Source organism: Rhizomonospora bruguierae (assembly GCF_018397995.1).
Lineage (GTDB): Bacteria > Actinomycetota > Actinomycetes > Mycobacteriales > Micromonosporaceae > Rhizomonospora > Rhizomonospora bruguierae.
The window spans coordinates 26,493-50,488 of record NZ_BBQH01000078.1 but is presented as its reverse complement, the minus strand read 5'-3'; the positions used below and the strand labels follow the sequence as shown (position 1 = coordinate 50,488).

Below are 23,996 nucleotides of genomic sequence, written 5' to 3'. Positions count from 1 at the left end.
GCTACCACACCGGTTGCAGGCATACCGCGGAAGTTGTACCGCGAATGACGCGCAGGTCTGATGACGCATTTCGCCCAACAGCCCTAACCTCGCCAAGGTCAGGCAAGCGAGGAGGAACGGTTTGACTGCGCGCGTACCCGACCGGGCAGGTCGGGGGCCGGAAAGTGGGAAGCCGCCCGCCGGGGGCCGCGGATGACCGGCTACGCCGACCGCATCGCCGCCAGCGTGGTCCGGGTGACGTCGCCGGATCAGCGGATCACCGGTGAGCTGGTCGGCGGCTCCACGATCACGATCCGGTTCGCCACCGGTGCCTACCGTCGCTACCGCGAGCCGGACCTCGAACGGCAACTGGTGGCGGTCGCGATGCTGCTCATCGTCGGCCGGGAACGGCTGTCGCGGGAGGTCTGGGCCGCCACCACCGGCGCGCCGGCACCGGACGACGGCGGCGAGGGCGAGCGCTCGCGCCGCTTCCGCCAGCTCCGCGCCGCGATGTACGTCGAAGGAACCTCGCCCGGCGGGCTGGTGCGCATCACCGCTACCGGGCTGCGGGAGTGGACGGTCACCGTCGCCACCGGCGCGATCGCGACCACGCCGGAACCCGAGTTCGCGGTGGAACTGCGAGGCGCCGTGGCCGACTTCGTCGGCGCCTACGCGCGCGGCATGGCGGCGTTGAAGCAGGACTGCTTCGGCACGGACTTCGCGCGGATCGTCGGCCCGCACGTGCCCGGTCGACCGGCGATGGGAGCGCACCGATGACCCTCGCCGTGCACCTGGAGGAACTGCTGAAGGCGGCCAGGGTCGACCTGCCCGACCTGGCCACCTACTACCGCGACCAGAACAAGACGGCGGGCGGCTGCGCCGACGGGTCGGCCGACGCGTTCACCACCGGGGACGGGAACCGGTCCCCCGTGCACCGCTACTGGGCGGCGCTGTGCCAGGAACTGGAAGGGGTGTTGGGACGCACCTCCAACGGTCTGGACGACGCCGGCCGGGCGCTGGGCTACATCGTCAACGCCTACCGGATCGAGGACGCCGAAGCCGCCCGGGAACTGGCCGTGTTGCTGTCCGACGAGACCGATCCGCGGCTGACGAAGGACCCGTACACCCATCACGGGCCGGATCAGCCGCCGACCACGCCCGACCCCACGGTGCCGACGAACCGGCCGCCGACCCGCTTCAGCTGACGCGTCAACACTCGGGGGTACACCGCTCATGGCCACTCTCATGGGGAAAGCCGCGAAGATACAGGAGCTCGCGCTGGAGAAGAAGGTCCGCGAGTACGAGCAGTGGATCAATGCCACGAAGTCCCAGGAGCGCAACGCCAAGTCGTCGGCGCACAGCAACTGGCCGGACTTCGTGCAGACCGGTGACCCGATCTGGAACAGCTTCTCGACCAGTCTCGACTGGATCCCGCAGTCGTTCCAGCCGTTCACGCAGCCGGATCCGAGCAAACTCACCACCCTCGAAACCGACCTGACCGGCATCGAGACCAACCTCGGCTCGCGCACGATCGGGAAGATCAACACCGTCCGCGGCACCGTGGAGAAGTGGACCGGCGACGCCGCGTACGCGTTCCGCAAGTACTCCGAGGGGTGGGACCAGGTCACCAAGCACCAGGCGTCGATCGCCGGCGTGCTGGCCCGCGCCGCCAAGGACATGCGGTCGATGTACGAGGCGGTCGACCAGAACGTGAACGTCATCGCCGACAAGACGATCGCCAGCCTCCAGTCGCTCGACCACAGCGGCGGCAAGGAGTTCAAGGAGGGCCTGACCATCGCCGCCGGGGTGGTGGCCACCGCGGTCGGCTTCGTCGCCTCCGGCGGAACCGGCGGCGTCCTCCTGGGCATCCTCGCGGCGGCCGGGGACGCCGGATACCTGGCGTCCAGCCTGGTCAAGCCGGGCAAGGAGCCGGCCAGCCTCGGCGGGCACACCGTCGATGAGGTGCTCAGCAACATGGCCGCGGCCCTCAGCCGGGTGCACACCGACATCAGCCAGGCGGAGCAGACCGTGATCCGCGCGCTCAGGGCGATGCACTCGATGGCCGACGGCCATCCCTCCGAGTTCTGGATCCGACCGCCCCAGCAGCTTGTGGGCCTGCGCCCCGACCGGACCGCGAACGACGGCCTCATTCCCCCGGCCGGTTAACCCGACAGCACGGGGGCGATGGACGTGGAGTTCCGGATCCTGGGCCGGCCGGACGTCTACCACGATGGCGAGCGCCTGGACGTGGGCGCGCCGAAACAGCGCGCCGTGCTCACCGCGCTGCTGCTGCACCGCAACCAGGCGCTGACCGTCGACCGCCTGGTGGATTCGGTCTGGTGGGAACCACCCCGGGCGGCCGGCTCCAACCTGCGGCTCTACCTGGCCAACCTGCGCCGGGTACTGACGGCGCCGGACGAGTCCGGCACCCGGGTGCGTACCATGCGCGCCGGCGGCTACCAGCTCAGCGTGCTGCCCGGCGAACTGGACCTGGACCGGTTCGACGGCCTGGTCGAGCAGGGCGAGCAGGCCCTGCGGGCGGGGTGGCTACCGCTCGGCGCCGACCGGCTGGAACAGGCGGTACGCCTGTGGCACGGCCGGGCCCTGGACGGAGTGACCTGCGGGCCGGCCCTGCGGGCGGAGGCGACGCGGCTGGAGGAGCGCCGGCTCACGGTCGTCGAACACTGGGCGCGGGCCCGGCTGGCCCTGGGCCAGCCGGAGAGCACGATCACGGAGCTGGGCAGCCTCGCCCGGGAGAACCCGTTGCGGGAACACCTGTGGGAGCTGCTAATGCGGGCGCTGTGCGGCGCGGGCCGGGTCAGCGAGGCCCTGGCCGCCTACGAGGAGCTGCGCGCGATGCTCACCGGTGAGCTGGGTGTGCAGCCGGCGCCGGAACTGCGCCGGCTGCACGAGCGGATCCTGGACGGCGACGCGCCGGCGACCTCCATCGGCCCGGCGGCCGGCACCCCGCCGCGCCAGCTGCCCGCCGGACCCGCGCACTGCTACGGCCGCTCGGCCGAGCTGACCCGGCTGCGACGGCTGCTCGCCGACCGGTCACCGGGGCCGGTGGTGGTCGCCGTGGACGGGGTGGCCGGCGTCGGCAAGTCGGTCCTGGCGCTGGCGGCGGCGCGAGCGGGCGCCGCCCGCTTCCCCGACGGGCAGTTGTACGTCAACCTGCAGGGCGCCTCGCCCGGTCTGGAGCCGCTGCGCCCGGTCGACGTGCTCGGCCGGCTGCTGCGCACGCTCGGCGTCCGCCCGGGCGCGGTGCCGGGCGACGAGGCCGAGGCGGCGGCGCTGTTCCGGTCCCTGGTGGCTCAGCGACGGATCCTGCTGCTGCTGGACGACGCCGCGTCGGCGGACCAGGTCCGGCCGCTGCTGCCGGCCGGGCCGGGCTGCGCCGCCCTCATCACCAGCCGGCAGGTACTCGGCGGCGCGATCGACGCGCACCGGATCCCGCTCGGCGTGCTGCCCGGGACCGACGCCGTGGCCATGCTCGCCCGGCTGGCCGGCCCGGCCCGCATAGCCGCCGACCCGGTCGCGGCGGGCCGCGTCGCCGCCCTCTGCGGCCACCTGCCCCTCGCCCTGCGCATCGCCGGCGCCCGGCTGGCGGCCCGGCCACAGTGGCCGCTGGCCGCGCTGGCGGACCGGCTGGCGACCGCCCGGCAGCGGTTGGACGAACTGGCCGCCGGGGACCTCGCCGTCCGGTCCAGCATCGAGCTGACCTACCGCGGCCTTCCCCCGCCGGCCCGGTTGGCGTTCCACCGGCTCGGCCTGCTGCGCGGCCGGGACTTTCCGTGCTGGGCACTCGCGGCGCTGCTGGACGCCCCGCTGCTGACCGCGGAACGGCTGCTGGAGCAGTTGCTGACCGCCCACCTGGTGGAGCCGGTCAGCGAGCCCGACAGCCCGGCACCCGACGGCACGCGGTACCGGTTCCACGACCTCGTCCGGCTGTACGCCCAGGAGCAGGCGGGGACGGAACCGGAGCACATCCGCGTCGCCGCCGTCCACCGACTCCTCGGCGCCTGCCTGAGTCTGAGCGAGCGCGCCGACGGCCGGCTCGCCGCCGACTTCCTCGGCGTGTCGCGGCACCGGCAGGCCCGCTGGAGCCTGCCCCGGGCGGAGGCCGACCGGATCACCGCCGACCCGCTGGCCTGGTTCGAGCGGGCACGGTCCTTTCTGGTCGCCGCGGTGGAGCACGGCCTCGCCGTCGGTGCGCTGCGCCTGACCTGCTGCCTGGCCGCGTCGCTGACCGCCTTCTTCCAGGTCGGCAACCACTTCCCGGAATGGCGGTGGATGCAGACCCGGGCGCTGGCCGCCGCCGAGCGGGCGGGTGACCGGCGGGCCGCGATGTGGCTGCACCGCGGCCTCGGGGAACTGGACACCATCCAGGACCGCTACGCCGAGGCGATGCGGCACTTCCTCGCGGCGCGGGCGGCGGGCACCGTCAAGGACCCGGAGTACGAGGCGGCCATCGCCGCCGGCCTGGGGTACCTGCACCGGCTGCGCGGCGAGTACGAGGCCGCCCGGGCGGAGTTCACCCGCGCCCGGGCGCTGACCGAGGTGACCAGCAACGTCAACGGGCTGGTGTACGCGACGAGCGGACTCGGCGTGGTCCACCTGGAGCGGGGCCGGCTGGCCGACGCCGCCGCGTGTTTCACCGAGTGCCTGCGGTTGAGCCGGACCGCCGGCTACCTGCCCGGCGAGGCGCAGGCCCTGCGCTGCCTGGGTCAGGTGGAGCGGGCCCGGACCCGGCACGAACGCGCCGCCCGGTACTTCCTGCGCGCCAAGCGGATCAGCGACGGCCTCGGCGACCGGGTGGGCGCGGCGCACGCGGCGTGTTGGCTCGGTGAGATGCGCGTGCGGCAGGGCCGGCCGGCCGAGGGGCGGCTGTTGCTGGCCCGCTGCCTGTGGGTGCACCGCGACTTCGGCAACGCCTGGGGGGAGGCCGGCGCGCTCTGGGGACTGGCGGTGGCCCAACTGGCCGCGGGGCGGGCGGTGGCGGCCCAGCGGCGGGCCGCGCAGGCGGTTGCCATGTGGCGGCGGATCGGCTCGCCGCACTGGCTGGCGACCGGCATCGACACCCTCGCCGACGCCCACGACGCGGCCGGCGACCTGGCGGCCGGCCGGCGTATCCGGCAGGAGGCCGTCGACCTGCGCATACGCCCGAACGAGTTAGTGCATTCGCGGCCGTCGTTCTGATCGCTGCGGCGACCCGGCAATGAGCGCCGCGAGATCGTGGATCTGCCCGCACCGCCGCCGTAGCTCCTAATCGCCCGTCAGATCGCGGCCGACGGCGACGGCCGCGGCGACGAACGCCAGGGCGGCCCACACCGAGGCGATCAGCAGGCTGCGCGGATCGCCGGAGCCGGCGCTGAGGAACGTGGAGAACGGCAGCGGCGCCGCCAACCTGGCGATCAGGCCCTCGACGACGATGAACCAACCCGCGCAACCGAGGAAGAGCCAGGTGGACCGGCGTACGACGGCCGCGCCGGCGGCCCCGAAGGTCGCGATGACGGGCGCGACGGTCAGGAGCTGCTGGTACCGGTCGACCTCACCCTTGGCGAGCACGGTGAGACCGCTGACCGCCACGAAGCCCGTGGCCACGACCGCCGCGGCGATCACCTGGCCGGTGAGCACCGCCACCCGCCTCGGTGTGGCCAGGTAGAGCAGGACCGCCGTCCGGTGCTGGTGGTGCTGGGCCACAAGCACGGCGGCGAGTCCGAAAGCGCCCATGGTCGCCAGCAGCCCCCACCCGTCGATGTTGACCCATCCGATGAGCAGGCTCAGAACGGTGAAGATGGCGAGCGAGATCCGGCTGGATCGGATGGTCGCCATCCGGTAGAGGTCGCTGCGGACGATCGAGAGCATCAGCTTCCCGCCAGGTTGAGGAAGATCTGTTCGAGGTCCGGAGCCTCGACGGCCAGCTCATGGAGCGGCACGCGTGCGTGGAAGGCGATCTCGCCGGCGTGTTCCGCGGTGAGGCCCACCACCTCCAGGGCGTCCCCGTTTCTCGTGACCCGCCCGCCGGCGCTTTCGAACACCTGCCACAGCCGCCGTTGGTCGCGGCTGCGGACCCGCAGCCGGCCGGCCGCGGCGCCGTAGAGGCTGGTGAGCGGCGCCTCGCAGGTCACCAGCCCCGTCACGATGATCACGACGTCGTCGATGAGCTGCGCCAGTTCGGCGAGCAGGTGACTGGAGATGAGTACGGTTCCGCCCCGGTCGGCGTGGTCGCGCAGCAACCCGCGCAGCCAGGCGACGCCCTCGGGGTCGAGGCCGTTCGCCGGCTCGTCGAGGACGAGCGTCGGCGGGTCGCCCAGCAGGGCGGTGGCCACCGCGAGCCGCTGCCGCATGCCCAACGAGTAGTCGCCGCTGCGCTTCTCGGCCGCGTGGGTCAGTCCGACGTGGTCGAGCAGGGCGTCGACACGGGACCCGCCCACACCGGCCAGGATCGCCTGGGACACCAGGTGCGCCCGGCCGGACTGGCCGGGGTGGCTGATTCCCTGTTCGAGGACCGCGCCAACCTCCCGCACCGGATGTTTCAGGTCGCGCAAGCGCCGGTTGTTGATCCGCGCCTCGCCGGCCGTCGGCCGGACCAGTCCGAGCAGCATCCGCAGGGTCGTCGTCTTGCCGGACCCGTTGAGCCCGAGAAACCCCGTCACCCGGCCCGGCCGGGCGGTGAAGCTCACGCCGTTCACCGCCGGTACCCGCCCGTAGCGCTTGGTCAATCCGAGAGCCTGAATCATCGCGGACAGGTTATCTCGCGCAAGATCGCTCATCCGGTCCTGAGCCCGGCGTCGGTAGGCTGCCGCCATGGTGATCGCCCGGTCCATCGTGCTGTTCATCGTGGCGGCGCTGTTCGAGATCGGCGGAGCCTGGCTGGTCTGGCAGGGCTGGCGCGAGCACCGCGGCCTGTGGTGGATCGCCGCCGGGGTCATCGCCCTCGGCCTGTACGGCTTCGTCGCCACCTTCCAGCCCGACCCCAACTTCGGCCGGATTCTGGCCGCCTACGGCGGGGTGTTCGTCGCCGGCTCCCTGGCCTGGGGCATCATCGTGGACAGGTTCCGCCCCGACCGCTACGACGTGCTCGGCGCGGGCATCTGTCTCGTCGGCGTCGCGATCATCATGTACGCGCCCCGCTCCTGATCGCCTGCCCCGAGCAGGGAACGGTATGCCCGGCGTCATCCGGGCGGGCTCCGCCTCTCCCCCTGTACCAGCCCAGGCAGTACCAGGGTGACCGTGGTGCCCACGGCAGGGTGCCCGCATGGCACGTCGGTCCGGGCGTCGATTCGGTGGTGGGCGCCCGCGGAGCAGATGCGCAGTTCGCCGTGGTGGGCGCGGACGATCGCCGCCACGATGGACAGGCCGAGGCCGGTACCGGCCGAGGTGCGGGCGGTATCGGCGCGGCGGAAGCGTTCGGCGGCGCGCGGCAGGAATGCCGGACTCATGCCGGGTCCGGTGTCCTGGACGGTGATCCGCACCAGAGCGTCGACGGGCTCGGCGGTGACGGTGATCGGGGGTGTGCCGTAACGGGTGGCGTTGTCGATCAGGTTGGTGACGGCCCGGCCGAGGCGGGTGGCGTCCCCGCGCACGGTCAGGCCCGGCTCGGCGTGGCAGCGCAGCGTGTCGGGGTCGGCGCCGGTGCTGGTCCGGTAGCGGTCGACCAGGTCGGTGAGCAGGGCGGTGAGGTCGACGGTCGGGGCGGTGCCGTCCTGGGCGGGTTGGGTGCCGACGGTGAGCAGGTCGTCGGCGAGGGCGATGAGGTCGGCGGTGTCGGCGGCGGCGCCGCGCAGGGCCCGTTCCAGTTCGGCGGTGGTGCGGGGGCGGCGGAGCGCGAGTTCGAGTTCGGTGGCCAGCAGGGTCAGCGGGGTGCGCAGTTCGTGGCTGGCGTCGTTGATGAACTGCCGTTCCCGGTCCAGCGCGGTCTCCAGGGCGGTGAGCATGTCGTTGAGGGTGCGGCCGAGCCGGGCGACCTCGTCGTCGGTGGCGGGGACGGCGAGGCGTACACCGGTGGCGCCGGCGGCGATGCGGGCGGCCTCGCCGCGGTAGCGCTCGACGGGGATGAGGGCGGCGCGGGCGAGGCGGTAGCCGACCAGGGACGCGATGGCGAGGGCGGCGAGGTTGGCCAGGACCAGTTGGCCGATGAGTTCCCGCAGGGCCTCGTCGCGCTGGTCGCGGCGGACCGCGGCGACGGTGACCGCGGGTTGCCCCGCCGCCGGCCCGGCACCGGGCTGGATGGGCACCGCGTACAGGCGCAGCGGGCGCGGGCTGATGGGGAGCAGGGTGCCCCGGTCGGCCCGGAGCGGCTCGCGCAGCGCCCGGTCGAGTTGCCCGTGGGTGAGCAGGGACCCGGCGGGTAGGTCGGGGCTGGTGGCGAGGACGTGGTTGCCGGAGTCGAGAAGCTGCCAGTACTCCCCCGGTTCGCTTCGGACGGCCGTGTGCAGGGGCGCGCCGGTGCGGACGGCGTCGGTGAGCTGCGCGGACTGGGCCGCCAGGTCGTCGTCGAGGCGCAGGTCGAGCGCGTAGCGGACGCGCAGGTAGACGAAGGCCCCGGCGCCGGTGAGGACCACCAGCATCGCGGCGGCGAAGCCGGCGACCAGCCGGACGCGCAGCGGCAGCCGGCCCCACCGCGTAGCCCATCGGCGACGCCGCGGCATGTCAGCCGCCGTCGGGGCGGAGCCGGTAGCCGACGCCGCGAAGGGTTTCGATGGCGTGCCGGCCGAACGGCTTGTCGACCTTGGTGCGGAGGGTGGCGACGTGCACGTCGATGACGTTGGAGCGGATGTCCGTCTCGCCGTCCCACACCTCGTCGAGGATCTGGTACCGGGTCAGGCACTCCCCCGCGCGGGTCAGCAGCAGGGCGAGGATGTCGAACTCCCGGGCGGACAGGTCGATCTCCGTGTCGCCGCGGAACACCCGCCGGCGGGCGGGGTCGAGCAGCAGGTCACCGGCGCGGACCTCGGCGGCGGGCGGGCCGGCGGAGCGGCGGTGCAGGGCGCGGAGCCGGGCCAGGAGTTCATCGAAGGAGAACGGCTTGGCCAGGTAGTCGTCGGCGCCGGCGTCGAGGCCGGCGACCCGGTCGGGGACGTCACCGCGGGCGGTCAGCATCAGCACCGGCACCCGGTGGCCCTGCCGGCGCAGGGTGCGGCAGACCCGCGTGCCGTCGAGGCCGGGCAGCATGACATCCAGCACCACCGCGTCGTAGGTGCCGACCGCGGCGGCGAGCAGCCCTTCCGAGCCGGTGTACCGGACATCGGCGGTGTGTCCGGCTTCGCGCAGCCCTCGGGCGAGCATGCCGGCCAGCCGCTGTTCGTCCTCCACCACCAGGACCCGCACGCCGCCCCCTTGTCCACCGGTCAACCCCGCCACCAGTGCAGCACACCGCCGGTGGTCTTCATCTGGCCTTCATGTCCGGCTGCCTACGGTCGGCACGTCGACCCGGACGGCGGAGGGACAGCATGGACACCCGGCTCTTCATGGAGATCAACGAACTGGCCCGGGCCACGCCATGGTTGCACGCCCCGCTGGCCGGCTACGCGAAGTACGGTGTGGTGCTGTTCGCCGTTCTGCTGCTCGCCGGCTGGTGGGTTGCCCGCCGGCGGGGCGCGGGACTGCCGGCGGCGGTGTGGGCACCCGTGGGCATGCTGCTCGCGGTGGTGGTGAACCAGCCGATCGTGTCCGCCGTGCACGAGCCGCGCCCGTACTCCACCCTGCCCGGCATCCTGGTCCTGGCCGACCGGACCACCGACCCGTCGTTCCCGTCGGACCACGCCACCATGGCCGGTGCCGTCGCGGCCGGTCTGCTGCTGGTCAGCTGGCAGGTTGGACTGCTGGCCACGGTCGCCGCCGCGGGGATGGGCTTCGCCCGGATCTACATCGGGGCGCACTACCCGGCCGACGTGCTGGCCGGTTTCGCGGTCGGCGCCAGCGTGACCCTGCTCGGCTACCTGATCGCCCGCCGGCCGCTCATCGCCGCCCTGGATCGGCTGGACGGCACCCGGCTGCGACCCCTGCTGCGGCCCCGCGCCACGGCCGTCGCCGATTCACCCGCCGTGGGGACCCCTCCGGGCCTGCGGTAGCCGCAGGAGAGTGGCGACCACCACGGCGGCGACCACCGGCAGGGCCGTCCAGAGAAACGGGTTCGACCGCAGTTCCGCGGGAAGCTGCTGGGCGAGGACGAAGACGCCCATCAGCACGACGAACCAGCCGAACGTCTTGCGGAGCAGGTCGGCCGGCACCCGTCCGGCGAGCCGCCCGCCGAGCAGGCTGCCGGCGATGGCGGCGGCGGTGACCGCGGCGGCCAGCCCCCGGTTGATGGGCACGCTGGCGAGGTAACCGGCCAGGCCGGCGAAGGATTTCATGGCGATGACGACCAGCGAGGTGCCGACCGCGACCGGCATCGGCAGGCCGCCGAGCAGGGCGAGGGCGGGCACCACGAGGAAGCCGCCGCCGGCGCCGACCAGCCCGGTGACCAGGCCGACCACCACCCCGTCGAGGACCACCCGCACCACCGGCAACTCGCGCGGCACCGGCCGCCCCTCGGCGGTACGCCGTGCACGGATCATCGCGACCGCGGTGGCCAACATCATGATCGCGAAGCCGGTGAGCAGGAACGCCGCCGGGATGATCGCGGCGACCCGGCCGCCGGCGTAGGCGCCGGCCATGCCGGCCAGGCCGAAGACCAGCCCGGTACGCCACCGCACGCGGTGGGCGCGGGCGTGCGGCAGGACACCGACGGCGCTGGTGGCGCCGACGACGAGCAGCGAGGTGGCGATGGCCTCCTTGGCCGGCAGGCCGGCGACGTAGACCAGTAGCGGCACGGCGAGGATCGAACCGCCGCCGCCGAGCAGGCCGAGGCTGACGCCGATCAGCACCGCTCCGGCGACGGTGAGCACGAGGGCGAGGGTGGTCACGACGGTTTCCCGGCGCTGCCGCGCAGGTGGCCGACGATGGTGTCCAGATCGCAGCTGGCGCCCCGGTTGTACGGCAGCCGGCTGAGTAGCATGCCCATCGCGCAGGTGTTGGTGATCCCGGCGAAGGCCAGTCCGGCGCCGACGAACCCGGCGACCCAGACCAGGCCCGGCACGAACACCGAGCCCACGACGCCGGCCAGGACGATGGCGCCGGCGACGAGCCGGACCTGCCGTTCCAGGTCCCAGCGCCGCCGGCCCTGCCTGGTGGGCGCGTTGGCGGCCTGCCAGGCGAGCATGCCGCCGTCGAGGACCTTGAGGTTGGGCAGGCCGACGGCGGCGAGGGTCTGCCCGGCCTGGGTGGCGCGGACGCCGGAGCGGCAGATCAGCACGACGTCCTCGTCGAGGTGGTTACGCAGCTCCGCGCGGTGTTCCCTGAGCAGCTCCAGTGGGACGTTATAGGCGCCGGGGATGTGGGCGGTCTCGAATTCACCGGGGGTGCGCACGTCGAGCAGCCGCGGCGGCCGGCCCGTGGCGATCAGCTCGCGCAGGGTCGCCGCGTCGAGGGTCGAGGGGGTGGGCGTGGTCATCGGTCTGTCTCCCAAAGAAGTGAGCCGGCCGGTCAGGCTGCGGCCATCCGTACACCGGCCTGGTCGGCCCGGTCGAACATGTCGTCGATCAGGACGACCTCGCGGCCGGCGTTGGCCAGCAGGGAGGCGGCGGCGGTGGCGCGGTAGCCGGAGCCGCAGTGCACCCACACCGCCCCGGCGGGCACGTCGGCCAGCCGCTTCGGCAGATCGGGAAGCGGGACGTGTACCGCGCCGTCGATGTGGCCGGCGTTCCACTCGTCGGTCATCCGCACGTCGAGGACGACCTGCGGGGCGGGCAGCCCGTGGGGGGTGTCGCCGGCCCGCGCGGCCGCGAGGGCCGGGAAGTCGGCGACGGTCAGCCGGCGCAGGTCGGCCCGGTCGGTCGCCCACTGCTCGGGCTGCCCGGTGGCCTGGGCGGCGGGCCGGTCGATGCCGATCCGCACCAGTTCCCGCTGGGCGTCGGCGACCTGCTCCGGCGTCTCGGCCAGGAGGGTGATCGGGACGCCCCAGTCGATCAGCCAGCCGAGCCAGGTCGACATCGGCCCGTCGAGGCCGAGGCTGACCGTGCCGGCCAGATGCGAGGTGGCGTACGCCTTGCGGTGGCGCAGGTCGACCACCCATTCCCCGGCCGCGATCCGGGCGCGCAGTTCGCCGGCGTCGGCCCGGGTGACCGGGGTGAGGTCCACCGGTGCCGGACCGGCGGCGTTGGCCACGCCCATGTGCGCGTAGTACGCCGGGTAGGCGTCGAGGCCGGCGAGGGTCTCGGTGACGAACCGGTCGGCGGCCAGCCGGAACACCGGGTTGCTCCGCTTCTCCCCGCCGATGGTCGACTCCGGTGCGTCGGCCTGGCTCGCGGAGCAGAAGCTGCCGAACCCGTGGGTGGGCCAGACCCGCGCGCCGTCGGGCAGCAGGTCGGCCAGCCGTCGCGCGGAGGCGTGCTGGTGGTGGGCCAGTTCGTGGGCGTACTGCTGACCGAGCAGGTCGGTGCGCCCGGTGGTGCCGAACAGCAGCGACCCGCCGGTGAACACGCCGGCCGCCGACCAGCCGTCGTCGCCGGCCTCGTCGAGCACGTACGACAGGTGGTGGAACGTGTGCCCGGGCGTGGCCACCACCCGGATGCGCAGCCCGTCCGACACGTCGACCACGTCGCCGTCGGCGACCGGCACCCGGTCGAACCCGACCTCGTCGGCCGCGGCCACCAGGTACCGGGCACCGGTCACCCGGGCCAGTTCGAGGCCACCGGAGACGTAATCGTTGTGGATGTGGGTCTCGACCACGTGGCTGATCCGCACGCCCCGCTCGCCGGCGAGGTACACGATCCGGTCGATGTCCCGCTGCGGGTCCACCACCACCGCCACCCGGCCGTCCGTGGCCAGGTAGCTGCGGTCGCCCAGGGACGAGGTCGCGATGACCGATACCTGCACTGCCACTCCCCTGCTCCTCTCCTTCGCCACATACCCCGGGGGGTATGCAGCGGACAGTCTCGTCTCTTGGTCGAACTCATGTGCGACTTGCCCGCCCAGGCCGCACATCACGGCCCGGGCGCGAACATCAGGCGTCGCGGGTCACGACAGGGCCAGGAACAGCTTCTCCAGTTCCTCTTCGGTCATCTCCGGCTGCTCACCGCGGTCGCGCGCGGCCGAGCAGTGCCGCATCCCCGACGCGATGATCTTGTAGCCGGCTCGGTCGATCGCCTTGGACACGGCGGCGAGCTGGGTCAGCGCGGCGCGGCAGTCCTCGCCGCCCTCGATCATCTCGATCACGGCGTTGAGCTGCCCGCGCGCCCGCTTGAGCCGGGTCAGCGCGTCGCCCGTCATCTCCGGCCGCAGCTTCATCTCGCCACCTCCTGGTCACCAGACCCCCGCGCCCGCTTGCCCGGTTGCCACGTACGACCATAGCAACATACCCCCCGGGGTATCAATTCCTCCGGGTACCGACCGCCCGCGGCCACCGCCCTTCGCCGCACACGCCGGGCCGGAACCAGCCGTCGCCGTCACGGAGGGCCGCACGTAGACAGTGTCTACCAACCCTGGTAGACACTGTCTATGCAAGCTGACGAGGATCTGCGCGCGCGCCTCATCCGGGTCGGCGGCGAACTGATCGAGCGCGGCGGCCCGTCCGCGGCGTCGCTGCGCGAGATCGCCCGATCCGCCGGCGTCTCGCATGGCGCACCGCGCCGCTACTTCCCCACCCACCTCGAACTGCTGTCGGCGATCGCCCGCGACGGATTCACCCACCTCACCGCCCAGGTGAGCGCCGCACTGGTCGAGGCGCCCGGCGACCCACGCGCCCGGCTCGCCACGCTGGCCCGGGTCTACCTGGACTTCGCAGCCGCCCATCGCGGCCGGTACGAGCTGATGTTCCGCCACGACCTGCTGGAAAGCGGCCACCTGGGGCTCCGCGACGTCAGCCTGCCCCTCTTCCAGCTCCTCACCGACCTCGTGGCGCGGATCCGGCCCGAGCCCGAGCCGCCGGCCCGGGTCGTCGCGGGAGCCCTCTGGGCCAGCCTGCACGGCATCGCCCAACTGTGGTACTGGGGCAGCCTCCCCCTCGCGACCGGCGCGACCGACCCGGCCGCGCTGCTCGACGCGACCCTGACCGCCCACCTCGGACGGACGGCATGACCTCCACCCCACCCCTTTACGCGCTGGCCCAGCACACCGTCGGCCGGTACCTGAACCAGTTCTGGCATCCCACCGTCACCGGCCTCGACCACCTGCCGGAAACCGGGGGAGCGATCCTGGCCGCCAACCACCTGTCGGTCGCCGACCAGCTGTTCCTCGGCATCGTGACGCCCCGCCACGTCGCCTTCTGGGCCAAGGCCGAATACTTCCGGTCGCCGGGGCCGCGCGGTCGCCTCACCCGCCTGATCACCAGCGGCATGGGCGCCATCCCGGTCGAGCGCGGCAACGGCCGGGCCGCCCTCGCGGCGTTCGACGCCGCCGTGCCCGTACTCCGCCGCGGCGGGCTGGTGGCCATCTTCCCCGAAGGCACCCGCTCCCCCGACGGCCGCCTCTATCGCGGCCGTTCCGGCACGGTCCGCCTCGCCAACCAGGCCGGCGTCCCCATCATCCCGGTGGGTATCCGCGGCACGGACCGGGTACGCCCGCGCGGAGCCCGCTTTCCCCGGCGCCACCCGATCAGCATCACCTTCGGGCCCGCCATCCCGGTACACATACAGGCACCGGCCGACGTCCGCCGGCTCACCGACACCCTGATGGCCACCATCCAGTCGCTCACCGCCCAGGAGTACGTGCCGCACTACGCCCGCACCTGACGCACCCGCGGCGCCTACGCCTCGCTAGCGGTCGAGGAACGTCCGTAGAGTGTGGACCCATGCGTCGGGCTGTTCCAGGTGGACGTCATGGCCGGCGTCCGGAATGACGACATGCATGACGTCGGGGCGTAACGACACCATCCGCTGCACCTCAGCGGCCGCGATCGTGCCGTTCTGGCCCTGCACCAGCAGGGTGGGGGCCGTCACCTGCCGCCATTCCTCCCATCGCGCTCCGTCCACCACCGCCGCGATGGCGGCCCGCATGACACCGGGCTCGAACCGTGGCCACAACCCGTCCGCGCGTCGGTCCAGGTCCCGCAGCCAGGCCCGGGCGATCGGGGTGTCGCCCAGGAATTCGGTCGCGCTGCGAAGATCGGCGAACGGCACCGGCCACGACGCGAACCAGTCGCCGAGCTTGTCCGGATAGTCGTCCTGAGCGCCACCACCCCCGACCCCGGCCTCCAGCAACACCAGCCGGTGCACCAGGTGGGGATGCCAGGCGGCGACCAGCATCGCCGTGTGCCCGCCCATCGACTGACCCACGAGCGTCACCGGCCCGCCGCCCGCGAGTTCCTCGACGACGGCGACCACGTCCTCGACGTACGCCCGGCGAGAGAGGTCCCGTGGCCGGCGCGTCGAATGACCGTGCCCGCGCTGATCTACCGCGACGACGCGGCGACCGGGCAGGAGCGCCTCCGCCGTTGGCAGCATTTCCTGCCCGCTGCCGGCCAGGCCGTGCAGCAGGACGATCACCTCGTCGCCCAGCCCACCCGCAAGGCAGGACAGGACGACACCGTCGCGACGAACCGCCACCCTTCTCATCGAACGAATCCCATCAGCCTGAGCCGACATCCTCAAGTCGACGCGAGTTGTGCGATCGATGCGGGGCCACCGAGTGCCTACGCGTCGTCCACCGCGGACGGAGGTGCGCAGGGCGGTGGGGTGGTGGCTGGCGGTACGGCGGCGGCCGGGAAGTGGGCCGAGGGGTCGGGGCAGATCAGGTACGGCGCCGGCCACGGGTATCCGCCGCCGACCTGGACCGGCGCCGGCCAGCCCGGCACCGGGGTTGCCGCGGTGCGCGGGACGAAGCAGCGGTTCGCGGGAGGCAGGGCGAGAGCAAGCCCTCGAAGGTCAGGTTCAAGAAAATCAAGGTTTCTCCGTTGACAGCTTAAGAATCTCAAGATAGAAATGAGTCATCAGCGCGTCGTCGAGGGAAGGGAGCCGAGGGTGGACTGGCAGGAACTCACGGACCTGACGCACGGACAGCCGTTCGTGGTCGAGCGGGTCCGCCTCGCCGGCAACGGCGTCGTGATCGAGGGGCAGTTCGAGCCGCCGCAGCTGGCTCAGCTCAGCGTCGACGACCAGGTGTTCGTTGCCGCGTTCGTCCGGTCACACGGTTCGATCAAGGAGATGGAGCGGATCTTCGGGGTGAGCTACCCGACGATCAAGTCCCGGCTGAACCGGATCGCCGAGCGCCTCGACTTCGTCGACACCGATCCGGCGCCCAGCGGCGCCGATGTCGTCGACCGCCTGCGGCGGGGGGAGATCAGCGTCCAGGAGGCGCTGACCGAGCTGGAGAAGACCCGATGATCCCGCAGCTGGTGACGGTCCGTCATCGCCGCACCAACGGCCGCTGGCTGCGGCTGTACATCCCGGTCCTGCCGGTGCTGCTGGTGCTGTCACCGGTACTGCTGCTCGCCATGGTGGTCGGACTGATCGCCTGCCTCGCCACCCGGGTGAGCCCGGTGGGCGCGCTGCGTGGCACCGGGCGGTTGCTGGGGGCGCTGCCCGGCACCCGGATCGAGATCGAGCAGGGCCGAATGGCCGTGTTGGTGAGCGTCAGATGAGTCAGAGGGGGAGGAGCACCACATGAACGAGCAGCGCCGCCAGATCCTGCAGATGCTGGCCGAGGGCAAGATCACCGCAGACGAGGCCGAGCGGCTGATCGACGCCCTTGACCGAGAGCTGCCCGAGCCGGCGCCGGGAGCCGCACCCCGACCGAAGTCCCGACCCAAGTACCTGCGGGTGGTGGTGAGCTCGGCGGACAACTTCGGCGGCGACGGGCCGGGCCGGGTCAACGTCCGGGTCCCGCTGCAACTGCTGCGCGCCGGGGTCCGACTCGCCAGCCTGATCCCTCCGCAGGCACTCACCCAGGTCAACACGGAGCTGAACAAGTCAGGGGTACCGATCGACCTCACCCAGCTCAAGCCGCAGCACATCGAGGAACTCATCGAGCAGCTCGACGACATCACCGTCGACGTCGACCAGCCCGACGCCAAGGTCCAGGTGTTCTGCGAGTAGCACCGTTCGACGCGAGCGACCGCCCGATCACGAAGTCGGGCGGTTGGCCGGCCGGCTTGACTCCACCCGAAACTGTCAGCAATAGTTGAGTCAATGACTGTTGAGCCTTCTTTCCTCGCGGGGCGAGCCCGGATCCACGCCGCCCTCGGCGACCCGGCGCGGCTGGCAATCGTGGACGCGCTCACCCTGGGCGACGCCTCTCCCGGCGAGATCGCCCACACCCTCGGCCTGCCGACCAACCTCGTCGCCCACCACGTCAGGGTCCTCACCGACGCCGGCCTGGTCACCAAGGGCCGTTCCGAGGGCGACCGCCGCCGCACCTACCTTCGGCTACGCCCGCGGGCGCTGGCCGCCCTCGCCGCCCCACGGCTGACCGGTGTCGGCCGGGTGGTGTTCGTGTGCACCCACAACTCGGCCCGCTCCCAGCTCGCCGCCGCCCTGTGGAAGCGGCGCACCCGCAGCGCCGCCGCCTCCGCCGGCACGAAACCCGCCACCCGGGTCCATCCCCGCGCGGTGGCCGTGGCCCACCGCCACCGCCTCGACCTCGACCCGACCGGCACCGCCCACATCAGAGACATCGTGCGCGGGGACGACCTGGTCATCGCCGTGTGCGACAACGCCCACGAGGAACTGACCGGCCCGCTGCACCCCCGCCTGCACTGGTCCGTGCCCGACCCCGTGCGGGTGGACACCGACGAGGCGTTCGAAACCGCCTACGCCGACCTCGCCGACCGGGTCGACCGGCTCGCCCCCGCCGTCCTGCCCAGCGGCGTCCGATGACCGGCGCCGGTAACCACCGCCGCCGACAAGCCGGGGCCCCTCAGATCGTGGAGCGAAAGAACTGATGACCATCGCACTTCGGCGGCGCCTGCTGGCCGAGTTCCTCGGCACCACCCTGCTGGTCACCGCCGTGGTCGGCTCCGGCGTCATGGCCGCCACCCTCTCCCCCGGCGACGTGGGCCTGCAACTGCTGGAGAACTCCACCGCCACCGCGTTCGCCCTCGCCGCGCTGATCCTCATGTTCGGACCGGTCTCGGGAGCCCATCTCAACCCGGTGGTGTCCACTGCGGACTGGTTCCTCGGCCGTCGCACCGGCACCGGCCTGACCGCCCGCGACCTGGGCGGCTACCTCGCGGCCCAGGTTCTCGGCGCGATCGCCGGGTCGGTGCTGGCGAACCTGATGTTCGACCTGGCCGCCGTCGACTTCTCCGGCAGGGACCGCGCCGGGGGCCACCGGTGGCTGGGCGAGGTCGTCGCCACGGCCGGGCTGATCCTGCTGATCTTCGCGCTCGCCCGCTCCGGCCGCGCCGCCGTCACCCCCGCCGCGGTGGGCGTATACATCGGCGCGGCGTACTGGTTCACCTCGTCGACCTCGTTCGCCAACCCGGCGGTCACCGTCGGCCGCGCGTTCACCGACACCTTCGCCGGCATCGCCCCCGGCTCGGTACCCGGGTTCGTCCTCGCCCAGGTCGTCGGCCTCGCCGTCGGCATCGGCCTGCTCGCCGCGCTCTACCCCGACGCCGGAGCCGCCGCCGGCCAGGTTGTCATCCCCACCGACGAGGCCGCAGCCGGTAACCGCTCATGACAACGCCGTACCCCGGCCCGATCTCGGGTTCGTCAACCATCGCACGGAAGGTAGCCATGAGCGACAGACCCAGCGTCCTGTTCGTCTGCGTCCACAACGCCGGCCGCTCCCAGATGGCCGCCGGCTGGCTGCGCCACCTCGCCGGCGACACCGTCGAGGTCCGCTCCGCCGGCTCCGCCCCCGCCGACCGGATCAACCCCGCCGCCGTCGAGGCCATGCGGGAGGTCGGCATCGACATCACCGACCAGACCCCCAAGCTCCTCGAATACGCCACCGCAAAGTCATCCGACGTCATCGTCACCATGGGCTGCGGCGACGCCTGCCCCGTCTTCCCGGGCAAGCGCTACGAGGACTGGCAGCTCGAAGACCCCGCGGGTAAGGGCGTCGAGGCTGCCCGCCCGATCCGCGACGAGATCCGCGCCCGGGTCGAGAAGCTGCTCGCCGAGCTGCGCCGCACCACCTGACCATCCTCCGAACCGGCCCTGGTGGACAACCTCGGACAAACTCGTCTACCTGCCCCGGTACCGAAGAAAGGGATGAGCCGGGGCGTCGACTCCACATAGGATGTTGACTCCGGTGTCGTGGCGTCTGCCGATCAATGCCGAAGCGACAAAAGCGACCTCGTCACCGTCCGAGGAGACGCGGGACCCCGACGACACGATGCTGTCCACAATGGTCCTTGCTCGGCGAGCCCACGAACGAGTGGGCCCGGCCCGAGCGACACGACGGAAGTTCCGGCCATCCTCGGGCTGCGAATCCGCGGCGGTACCGGCATCCTGGCGGATCAGGCCGAGCGGGTCCCGCAATCGTGTCGGCTTTCCGTCAGGCGGCGTCGCGCGAATTCTCACATCGCAACATATATCGATGGTTGATGATGGATGCGGAGGGCGGGGGTCCTATCGTCAGCGGTACGGTGATCGAGAGGAGTCTCCATGAGCAGAGCCAGTAGCAGATTCCGGCGCCTTATCGTGGGGGTGGGCGCCACCGCTGCCCTTGTGGTCGCACCACTCGGGTCGCCAGCGGCCCATGCGGCGCTGGGCCCGCCGATCGGGTTCGCGATTGGTAGTGACGCTCGCCTCTACGGATCGTCGCTCGGGCCGCCGGTACTGGTCGACAGTGCCGCGATGGCCCCGCCGGGAGCCGGTTTGGCGGCATTCATGGAAAACGATGGCCGCGTGTCCGCCTATGCTATTGGTTTGCAGGGTGGGCTGGTGATGACGGCGCCCACCGTCAATCGTCCCGGCAACACCATCATCCAGGACGGACCGAGCGGTCTGGCACCGCCGGGTGCTCCGTTGAGCGGGGTGCGGGCGCAAGGCTGGGACCATATCTTCTTCGTGGGAGGTAGTGGCACGGTCTATCGCGCCAGCTATCGCTGGCCGGCACGGCCGGGACCTGGACCGCAACCCTGGGGCGGGGCGGGCGCACCGCGCGGAGGGATCGTCGCGGCGGCCCTGTTGCCCACGTCCGCCCCGGTAGTGGTGTTCGTGGGGAACAACGGCGGGCTGTATTCGGTCTGGGAGACCGGTTCCGGCTCGTCGGCAACGATCCTGCACAGTCCCCCCGGTACGGCGCAACCGGGTGGCGGCGTGGCGTTGGTGTCCACCACGGTCGGCATGCAGGCGTTCTTCACCGGGCTCGACGGGCGCCTGTGGACGACTCATATCACGGGAGGACCACTGCCGGACCCGTGGGCGCCGGTCGCGGTCACGGCGGCCGGCGTGGTGCCGTCCGGGGCGTCCCTGACCGCGGCGCAGCTTCCCAACGGTGCGCTGGCCGTGTCCTTCACGGGGAACGATGGCGCGGTCCGGATTGCGACAACCGACCTGACCGGCAGCTGGCTGGCGCCGGTCACGATCACCCCTACCGGTGTCACCCGTGCCGGATCCCCCGTCTCGCTCGCCGTCTCGGGGAATGATCTCTACACGGGATGGTGCGGCAACGAAATCTGGTGGTGGTGGCGCTGGGAATGGCCGAAGGGGCCGTTCCCCCAACCGTGGATCGGCGAGCTCACGCCGATTCGGGTACCCACGCCCGGGCTGATTCGCGAGGGCTTCACCATCTCGTTCTCCGCTCGCCCGTAGCTGACCCGGGTGCCCGTCCCATCCCCGATGGGCCGGGCACCCGGCTCCGATGATGTCCTACAGGGACACTCGATGTCAGGTGCGCCGGCGAGTCACAGCGCGACGGCTACAAATCTTCTCCTCGCCGCGATGAGTTTCGGCCGGGTCGCGAGTCTGTACCGGTGGTGCATGCCCGGCACGAGACATCACGGAGGACACCATGACGACCACACCGAGTGACCCGACCACCGCGCCGCCCGGCCGCCCGCCCGTCGTTGACCTGGCCACCTGGCAGGCCGCCCGCGACGAGCTCCTGATCCGCGAGAAGGCCCACACCCGCGAGGGCGACGCCCTCGCCGCGGCCCGCCGCCGGCTGCCGATGGTGGAGTTCGACGGGACGGTCGAGGTCGTCGGACCCGACGGCCCGGTCCCGTTCCTGCACCTGTTCCAGGGCCGCGACGAGCTCGTGGTCTACAAGCACATGTGGCACGACGGCACGCCGCACCAGGGGCAGTGCGAGGGCTGCACCACCACGGCCTGGCACCTGAGGGACGCCGTCTACCTCAATGCCCGCGGCGTCTCGTTCGCCATCCTGACCACGGGCCGGTCAACGGGTCCTTCGGCCTGCTCGACATGACGCCCTACGGCCGCGGCGAGGCGTGGGAGGACAACCCCGAGGGCTGGCCCGAGGGGCGCGGCCCGTGCTGGTATTGGCGCTCGGACGCGGACGGGAACCCCACCTGGGGCCCGACCAGCCGCCCCGTCCCGCAGTGGACCCGCCCCGGCGCGACCCGCGTGGCGACCCTCGGCCGGCACGGCCACCACCACTGACGCGCCTTCGTCCGTCACCGCGCCGGCAGAGTGCTGAGCGCCGGCTCAGCAACCGCCCCGCCTGCTGGCCCAGTGCACAGAAGCTCCCCCAGGTGAGCCGGTGACCCCGGCCGCGACGCACCTGCGGTTTCGGGTGCGCCGGGGTTCACCGATGGATCGACAGCGCGCCCGGCGGCCTAGGCTTCGACAATGGGCACTATGTGGACGCGGTTGCTGGCGTTGACGGCGACGATCTGGGCGGGTGCCTACCTCGTGGGGTACCTGGTACTGGTGAGCCAGGACGGGGGGTCACCCGCCTGGTGGTACGCCGGGCTCATCGTGATCGGCCTGGCCCCGTTGGTCGCGGTCCTTGCCGGGCGGTTGTCCCGGCCGGCGTTGGCCGCGAGTGCCATCCTGCTCGGGCTGGCAGCGCTGCTCGGGCTCCTGTCAATCGGGATCTTCCTGCTGCCGGCGATCGCGTGCGTGATCGCGGCCGCGCTCGTCCTGAAGCCCGCGTCCGATCCCGCGCCCGGCCACCGGTAAGGCGTGCTGGGCGGATCAGCCCGGCCGCTTGCCCGTGTGCGCTTGGTCACTCCTCACCTCCTCGTCTTGGTCGAACCTACATCGTAGGTCTAACTTCTACGCCGTAGGTTTTACCTACGGCGTAGGTAGCGAGCCCGGCGGGTTGCCCACGCCCTGGGTGCACGTACGCGGAGGCCGATGGAGGAGCGGGAAAGATGAGACCCCTGGAAATTACGTTGATCGTCGCCAACGTGGTGGCACTGCTCTTGTTGGCGATCCCGGCGCCCGGCAGGGCGCGGTGGCTGCGCCATTCGGCGCTCATCACAATCCCGGTGGCCGGCGCGCAGCTTCTCATCGAGGGTTCGCGCTGGCAGATGGTTCCGGCGTACGCGCTGGCCGGGCTGTTTCTCCTGCGCTGGCTGGTGCCGGCCGGGAAACCGGCGGATACGCCCGGTGCACGGCACTGGACCAGACGGCTCGCCACCACCGTGGGCGTCAGCCTGGCGGTACTCGGCCTGGCGATCTCGGCCGCGTTGCCGATCCTCTTCCCGGTGTTCCACTTCCGGACTCCGAGCGGGCCATATGGAATCGGCACGGTGACCTACCACTGGGTGGACGGGAACCGTCCGGAGATCTTCACCGCCGATTCGACCGATCATCGTGAGTTGATGGCGCAGGTCTGGTACCCGGCCACGAAGGTCCCATCAGCGAAGCACGCCCCCTACGTGCAGGATGCCGACAAGGTGGGGAAGGCGCTGGCGCGGATGCTCCAACAGCCCAGTTTCATTTTTGACCACCTCAGGTACATCACCACGAACGCGGTCCCGTCCGCGCCCGTGGCGGACGGCGCGCCCAGCTACCCGGTGCTCGTCTTCCTGCACGGGCTGGGCGGCTACCGGAGCCACAACACCTTCCAGGTCGAGGAACTCGTGTCGCACGGCTACATCGTGGTGGGCTTCGACATGCCGTACGCCGCCGCGTCGGTGGTCTTCCCGGATGGCCGCCAGGCGGTCGGGCGGTCGCGCGACGAGATGTTTCCCCTGATCCGGGCGAGCTGGGCCCGGGTCGACCCGGCCCCGACACTGAACGGCCAGATATACGAGGACGGCATCGCGCGGTATCTCGCCCAGGACGTCAGCTTCGCGCTGGACCAGCTGACCACCCTGAACCGGGCCGACCCGATCCTGGCCGGGCGGTTGGATCTGCAACGCGCCGGCGTGCTGGGCGTCTCCCTGGGCGGCGTCATCGGCCCCGAAGCCTGCCGGATGGACCCACGCCTGCGCGCCTGCCTGATGCTGGACGCTCCCGTGCCGACCGACGTGGTCCGGGAGGGGCTGCGGCAGCCATCGATGTGGATCACCCGGGACGCCGACACGATGCGGCGGGAAGGCTGGCCGCAAAGCGAGATCGACGAGCACCACGACAGCATGCGGGCGACGTACGAGAGCCTGCCGGGTGACGGGTACTTCGTCCAGGTGCCGGGCATGTTCCACGTGAACTTCACCGATTACCCGGTGGTTTCGCCGCTCCTGCCGTCGCTGGGCATCACCGGACCGATCGACGGAAGCCGGGGGCACGACATCATCAATGCCTACTCACGGGCATTCTTCGACCGCGAGCTGAAGGGCCAACCGGCGGCGCTGCTGGACGGTCCGGCCAATCAGTATCCGGAAGTGCTCTTCGAGACCCGTCGACCTTGATTCGTTCCGTCGTCAACCGTCTCCCGCCCGGCCGGGGGCACGGGGTAGCACCGCATCGGCAGGTACACCAACGACCGCGCAGACCGCGCCGCCAACAGCCACGGTGCACCCATTCGCTGACCATCCACCTGGTCCACGAACATTCGGTAGCACGACTCGCGCACCATCGTCGATGCCTACTCTTGTTCACCCCACACCGCCGGATCCTCTCGTCGCTTGGTTGACGGGCGCCCTGGTTGAGCAGTACGTTACTTGAGTAGTT

Annotated in this window: 27 protein-coding genes and 1 pseudogene; 19 read left to right on the top strand and 9 right to left on the bottom strand. The window is 72.0% G+C overall.

Annotation, left to right across the window (positions count from 1 at the left end):
- The first annotated feature begins 192 nt into the window (after positions 1–192).
- From KJS59_RS25480 to KJS59_RS25465, 4 genes are read left to right on the top strand one after another with little or no spacing between them, the layout of a single operon-like run.
- The gene (locus tag KJS59_RS25480) at positions 193–756 is read left to right on the top strand and encodes a YbaB/EbfC family nucleoid-associated protein (protein ID WP_213455501.1); all 564 of its coding nucleotides are present in this window, start codon (positions 193–195) and stop codon (positions 754–756) included.
- Entirely contained in the window at positions 753–1,184 is a 432-nt protein-coding gene (locus KJS59_RS25475; protein WP_213455499.1) for a hypothetical protein, read from the top strand. Before KJS59_RS25480 ends, KJS59_RS25475 begins: the two co-directional genes overlap by 4 nt.
- 28 nt (positions 1,185–1,212) lie before the next feature.
- Positions 1,213–2,145: a hypothetical protein gene (locus KJS59_RS25470; protein ID WP_213455498.1), complete on the top strand. Its 933-nt coding sequence runs from the start codon at positions 1,213–1,215 to the stop codon at positions 2,143–2,145.
- 18 nt (positions 2,146–2,163) lie between these two features.
- Positions 2,164–5,178 (top strand): AfsR/SARP family transcriptional regulator, encoded by a 3,015-nt coding sequence (locus KJS59_RS25465; protein ID WP_213455497.1) that lies wholly within the window; start codon positions 2,164–2,166, stop codon positions 5,176–5,178.
- Between the two features lie 66 nt (positions 5,179–5,244).
- On the opposite strand, the gene KJS59_RS25460 is transcribed toward KJS59_RS25465, so the two are convergent.
- Positions 5,245–5,847 (bottom strand): hypothetical protein, encoded by a 603-nt coding sequence (locus KJS59_RS25460; protein ID WP_213455496.1) that lies wholly within the window; start codon positions 5,845–5,847, stop codon positions 5,245–5,247.
- Complete coding sequence (locus KJS59_RS25455; RefSeq protein ID WP_213455495.1) at positions 5,847–6,722, bottom strand: ABC transporter ATP-binding protein; 876 nt, start codon at positions 6,720–6,722, stop codon at positions 5,847–5,849. Before KJS59_RS25455 ends, KJS59_RS25460 begins: the two co-directional genes overlap by 1 nt.
- 67 nt (positions 6,723–6,789) lie before the next feature.
- On the opposite strand from KJS59_RS25455, the gene KJS59_RS25450 reads away from it, so the two are divergent.
- Positions 6,790–7,122, top strand: a complete 333-nt coding sequence (locus tag KJS59_RS25450; RefSeq protein WP_213455494.1) for a YnfA family protein — start codon at positions 6,790–6,792, stop codon at positions 7,120–7,122.
- Between the two features lie 35 nt (positions 7,123–7,157).
- Here the strand turns inward: KJS59_RS25450 and KJS59_RS25445 are convergent, their stop codons facing one another.
- Together KJS59_RS25445 and KJS59_RS25440 are read right to left on the bottom strand one after the other, a co-directional pair.
- Complete coding sequence (locus tag KJS59_RS25445; RefSeq protein ID WP_213455493.1) at positions 7,158–8,633, bottom strand: sensor histidine kinase; 1,476 nt, start codon at positions 8,631–8,633, stop codon at positions 7,158–7,160.
- Position 8,634: 1 nt separating this feature from the next.
- The gene (locus tag KJS59_RS25440; RefSeq protein ID WP_213455492.1) at positions 8,635–9,312 is read right to left on the bottom strand and encodes a response regulator; all 678 of its coding nucleotides are present in this window, start codon (positions 9,310–9,312) and stop codon (positions 8,635–8,637) included.
- Positions 9,313–9,434: 122 nt separating this feature from the next.
- Between KJS59_RS25440 and KJS59_RS25435 the strand changes: the two genes are divergently transcribed.
- Entirely contained in the window at positions 9,435–10,055 is a 621-nt protein-coding gene (locus KJS59_RS25435; protein ID WP_213455491.1) for a phosphatase PAP2 family protein, read from the top strand.
- Here KJS59_RS25435 and KJS59_RS25430 read toward each other — a convergent pair.
- The 4 genes from KJS59_RS25430 to KJS59_RS25415 all read right to left on the bottom strand — a co-directional run bounded on the left by KJS59_RS25430 (position 10,020) and on the right by KJS59_RS25415 (position 13,311).
- Positions 10,020–10,889 (bottom strand): sulfite exporter TauE/SafE family protein, encoded by an 870-nt coding sequence (locus KJS59_RS25430; RefSeq protein ID WP_213455490.1) that lies wholly within the window; start codon positions 10,887–10,889, stop codon positions 10,020–10,022. The genes KJS59_RS25435 and KJS59_RS25430 overlap by 36 nt on opposite strands.
- On the bottom strand, positions 10,886–11,476 hold the full coding sequence (locus KJS59_RS25425; RefSeq protein ID WP_213455488.1) for a rhodanese-like domain-containing protein: 591 nt from the start codon (positions 11,474–11,476) through the stop codon (positions 10,886–10,888). Before KJS59_RS25425 ends, KJS59_RS25430 begins: the two co-directional genes overlap by 4 nt.
- A gap of 32 nt (positions 11,477–11,508) precedes the next feature.
- Positions 11,509–12,906 carry an MBL fold metallo-hydrolase gene (locus tag KJS59_RS25420; RefSeq protein ID WP_213455487.1) on the bottom strand — a complete coding sequence of 466 codons (1,398 nt, stop codon included), beginning with the start codon at positions 12,904–12,906 and terminating at the stop codon, positions 11,509–11,511.
- Positions 12,907–13,041: 135 nt separating this feature from the next.
- The gene (locus KJS59_RS25415) at positions 13,042–13,311 is read right to left on the bottom strand and encodes a metal-sensitive transcriptional regulator (RefSeq protein WP_213455486.1); all 270 of its coding nucleotides are present in this window, start codon (positions 13,309–13,311) and stop codon (positions 13,042–13,044) included.
- A gap of 210 nt (positions 13,312–13,521) precedes the next feature.
- Here KJS59_RS25415 and KJS59_RS25410 point away from each other — a divergent pair, with 210 nt between their 5' ends.
- Both KJS59_RS25410 and KJS59_RS25405 read left to right on the top strand, forming a co-directional pair.
- Positions 13,522–14,100: a TetR/AcrR family transcriptional regulator gene (locus tag KJS59_RS25410; protein WP_213455485.1), complete on the top strand. Its 579-nt coding sequence runs from the start codon at positions 13,522–13,524 to the stop codon at positions 14,098–14,100.
- Positions 14,097–14,753 carry a lysophospholipid acyltransferase family protein gene (locus tag KJS59_RS25405; protein WP_213455484.1) on the top strand — a complete coding sequence of 219 codons (657 nt, stop codon included), beginning with the start codon at positions 14,097–14,099 and terminating at the stop codon, positions 14,751–14,753. The genes KJS59_RS25410 and KJS59_RS25405 overlap by 4 nt, the downstream gene beginning before the upstream one ends.
- 24 nt (positions 14,754–14,777) lie before the next feature.
- Here the strand turns inward: KJS59_RS25405 and KJS59_RS25400 are convergent, their stop codons facing one another.
- Complete coding sequence (locus tag KJS59_RS25400; protein ID WP_213455483.1) at positions 14,778–15,575, bottom strand: alpha/beta fold hydrolase; 798 nt, start codon at positions 15,573–15,575, stop codon at positions 14,778–14,780.
- A 405-nt stretch (positions 15,576–15,980) separates the two neighbouring features.
- Here KJS59_RS25400 and KJS59_RS25395 point away from each other — a divergent pair, with 405 nt between their 5' ends.
- From KJS59_RS25395 to KJS59_RS25350, 11 genes and pseudogenes are all read left to right on the top strand, one after another.
- Positions 15,981–16,343 (top strand): DUF2089 domain-containing protein, encoded by a 363-nt coding sequence (locus KJS59_RS25395; protein ID WP_213455482.1) that lies wholly within the window; start codon positions 15,981–15,983, stop codon positions 16,341–16,343.
- The gene (locus tag KJS59_RS25390) at positions 16,340–16,600 is read left to right on the top strand and encodes a hypothetical protein (protein WP_213455481.1); all 261 of its coding nucleotides are present in this window, start codon (positions 16,340–16,342) and stop codon (positions 16,598–16,600) included. The genes KJS59_RS25395 and KJS59_RS25390 overlap by 4 nt, the downstream gene beginning before the upstream one ends.
- 22 nt (positions 16,601–16,622) lie before the next feature.
- Positions 16,623–17,054 (top strand): SHOCT-like domain-containing protein, encoded by a 432-nt coding sequence (locus tag KJS59_RS25385; RefSeq protein WP_213455480.1) that lies wholly within the window; start codon positions 16,623–16,625, stop codon positions 17,052–17,054.
- Positions 17,055–17,147: 93 nt separating this feature from the next.
- The gene (locus KJS59_RS25380) at positions 17,148–17,834 is read left to right on the top strand and encodes an arsenate reductase/protein-tyrosine-phosphatase family protein (RefSeq protein ID WP_213455479.1); all 687 of its coding nucleotides are present in this window, start codon (positions 17,148–17,150) and stop codon (positions 17,832–17,834) included.
- Between the two features lie 64 nt (positions 17,835–17,898).
- Positions 17,899–18,610, top strand: a pseudogene (locus KJS59_RS25375) (aquaporin); the annotation flags it as partial.
- Positions 18,611–18,695: 85 nt separating this feature from the next.
- Positions 18,696–19,103, top strand: a complete 408-nt coding sequence (locus tag KJS59_RS25370; protein ID WP_213455477.1) for an arsenate reductase ArsC — start codon at positions 18,696–18,698, stop codon at positions 19,101–19,103.
- Positions 19,104–19,613: 510 nt separating this feature from the next.
- Positions 19,614–20,723: a hypothetical protein gene (locus KJS59_RS25365; protein WP_213455476.1), complete on the top strand. Its 1,110-nt coding sequence runs from the start codon at positions 19,614–19,616 to the stop codon at positions 20,721–20,723.
- 199 nt (positions 20,724–20,922) lie between these two features.
- Entirely contained in the window at positions 20,923–21,339 is a 417-nt protein-coding gene (locus KJS59_RS25360; protein WP_249714874.1) for a DUF899 family protein, read from the top strand.
- Positions 21,336–21,533 carry a hypothetical protein gene (locus tag KJS59_RS31455; RefSeq protein ID WP_249714872.1) on the top strand — a complete coding sequence of 66 codons (198 nt, stop codon included), beginning with the start codon at positions 21,336–21,338 and terminating at the stop codon, positions 21,531–21,533. The genes KJS59_RS25360 and KJS59_RS31455 overlap by 4 nt, the downstream gene beginning before the upstream one ends.
- A gap of 189 nt (positions 21,534–21,722) precedes the next feature.
- Positions 21,723–22,055 (top strand): hypothetical protein, encoded by a 333-nt coding sequence (locus KJS59_RS25355; RefSeq protein ID WP_213455475.1) that lies wholly within the window; start codon positions 21,723–21,725, stop codon positions 22,053–22,055.
- A 194-nt stretch (positions 22,056–22,249) separates the two neighbouring features.
- Positions 22,250–23,734, top strand: coding sequence for an alpha/beta hydrolase family protein (locus KJS59_RS25350; protein ID WP_213455474.1), 1,485 nt, complete (start codon positions 22,250–22,252; stop codon positions 23,732–23,734).
- Positions 23,735–23,996: the final 262 nt, after the last annotated feature.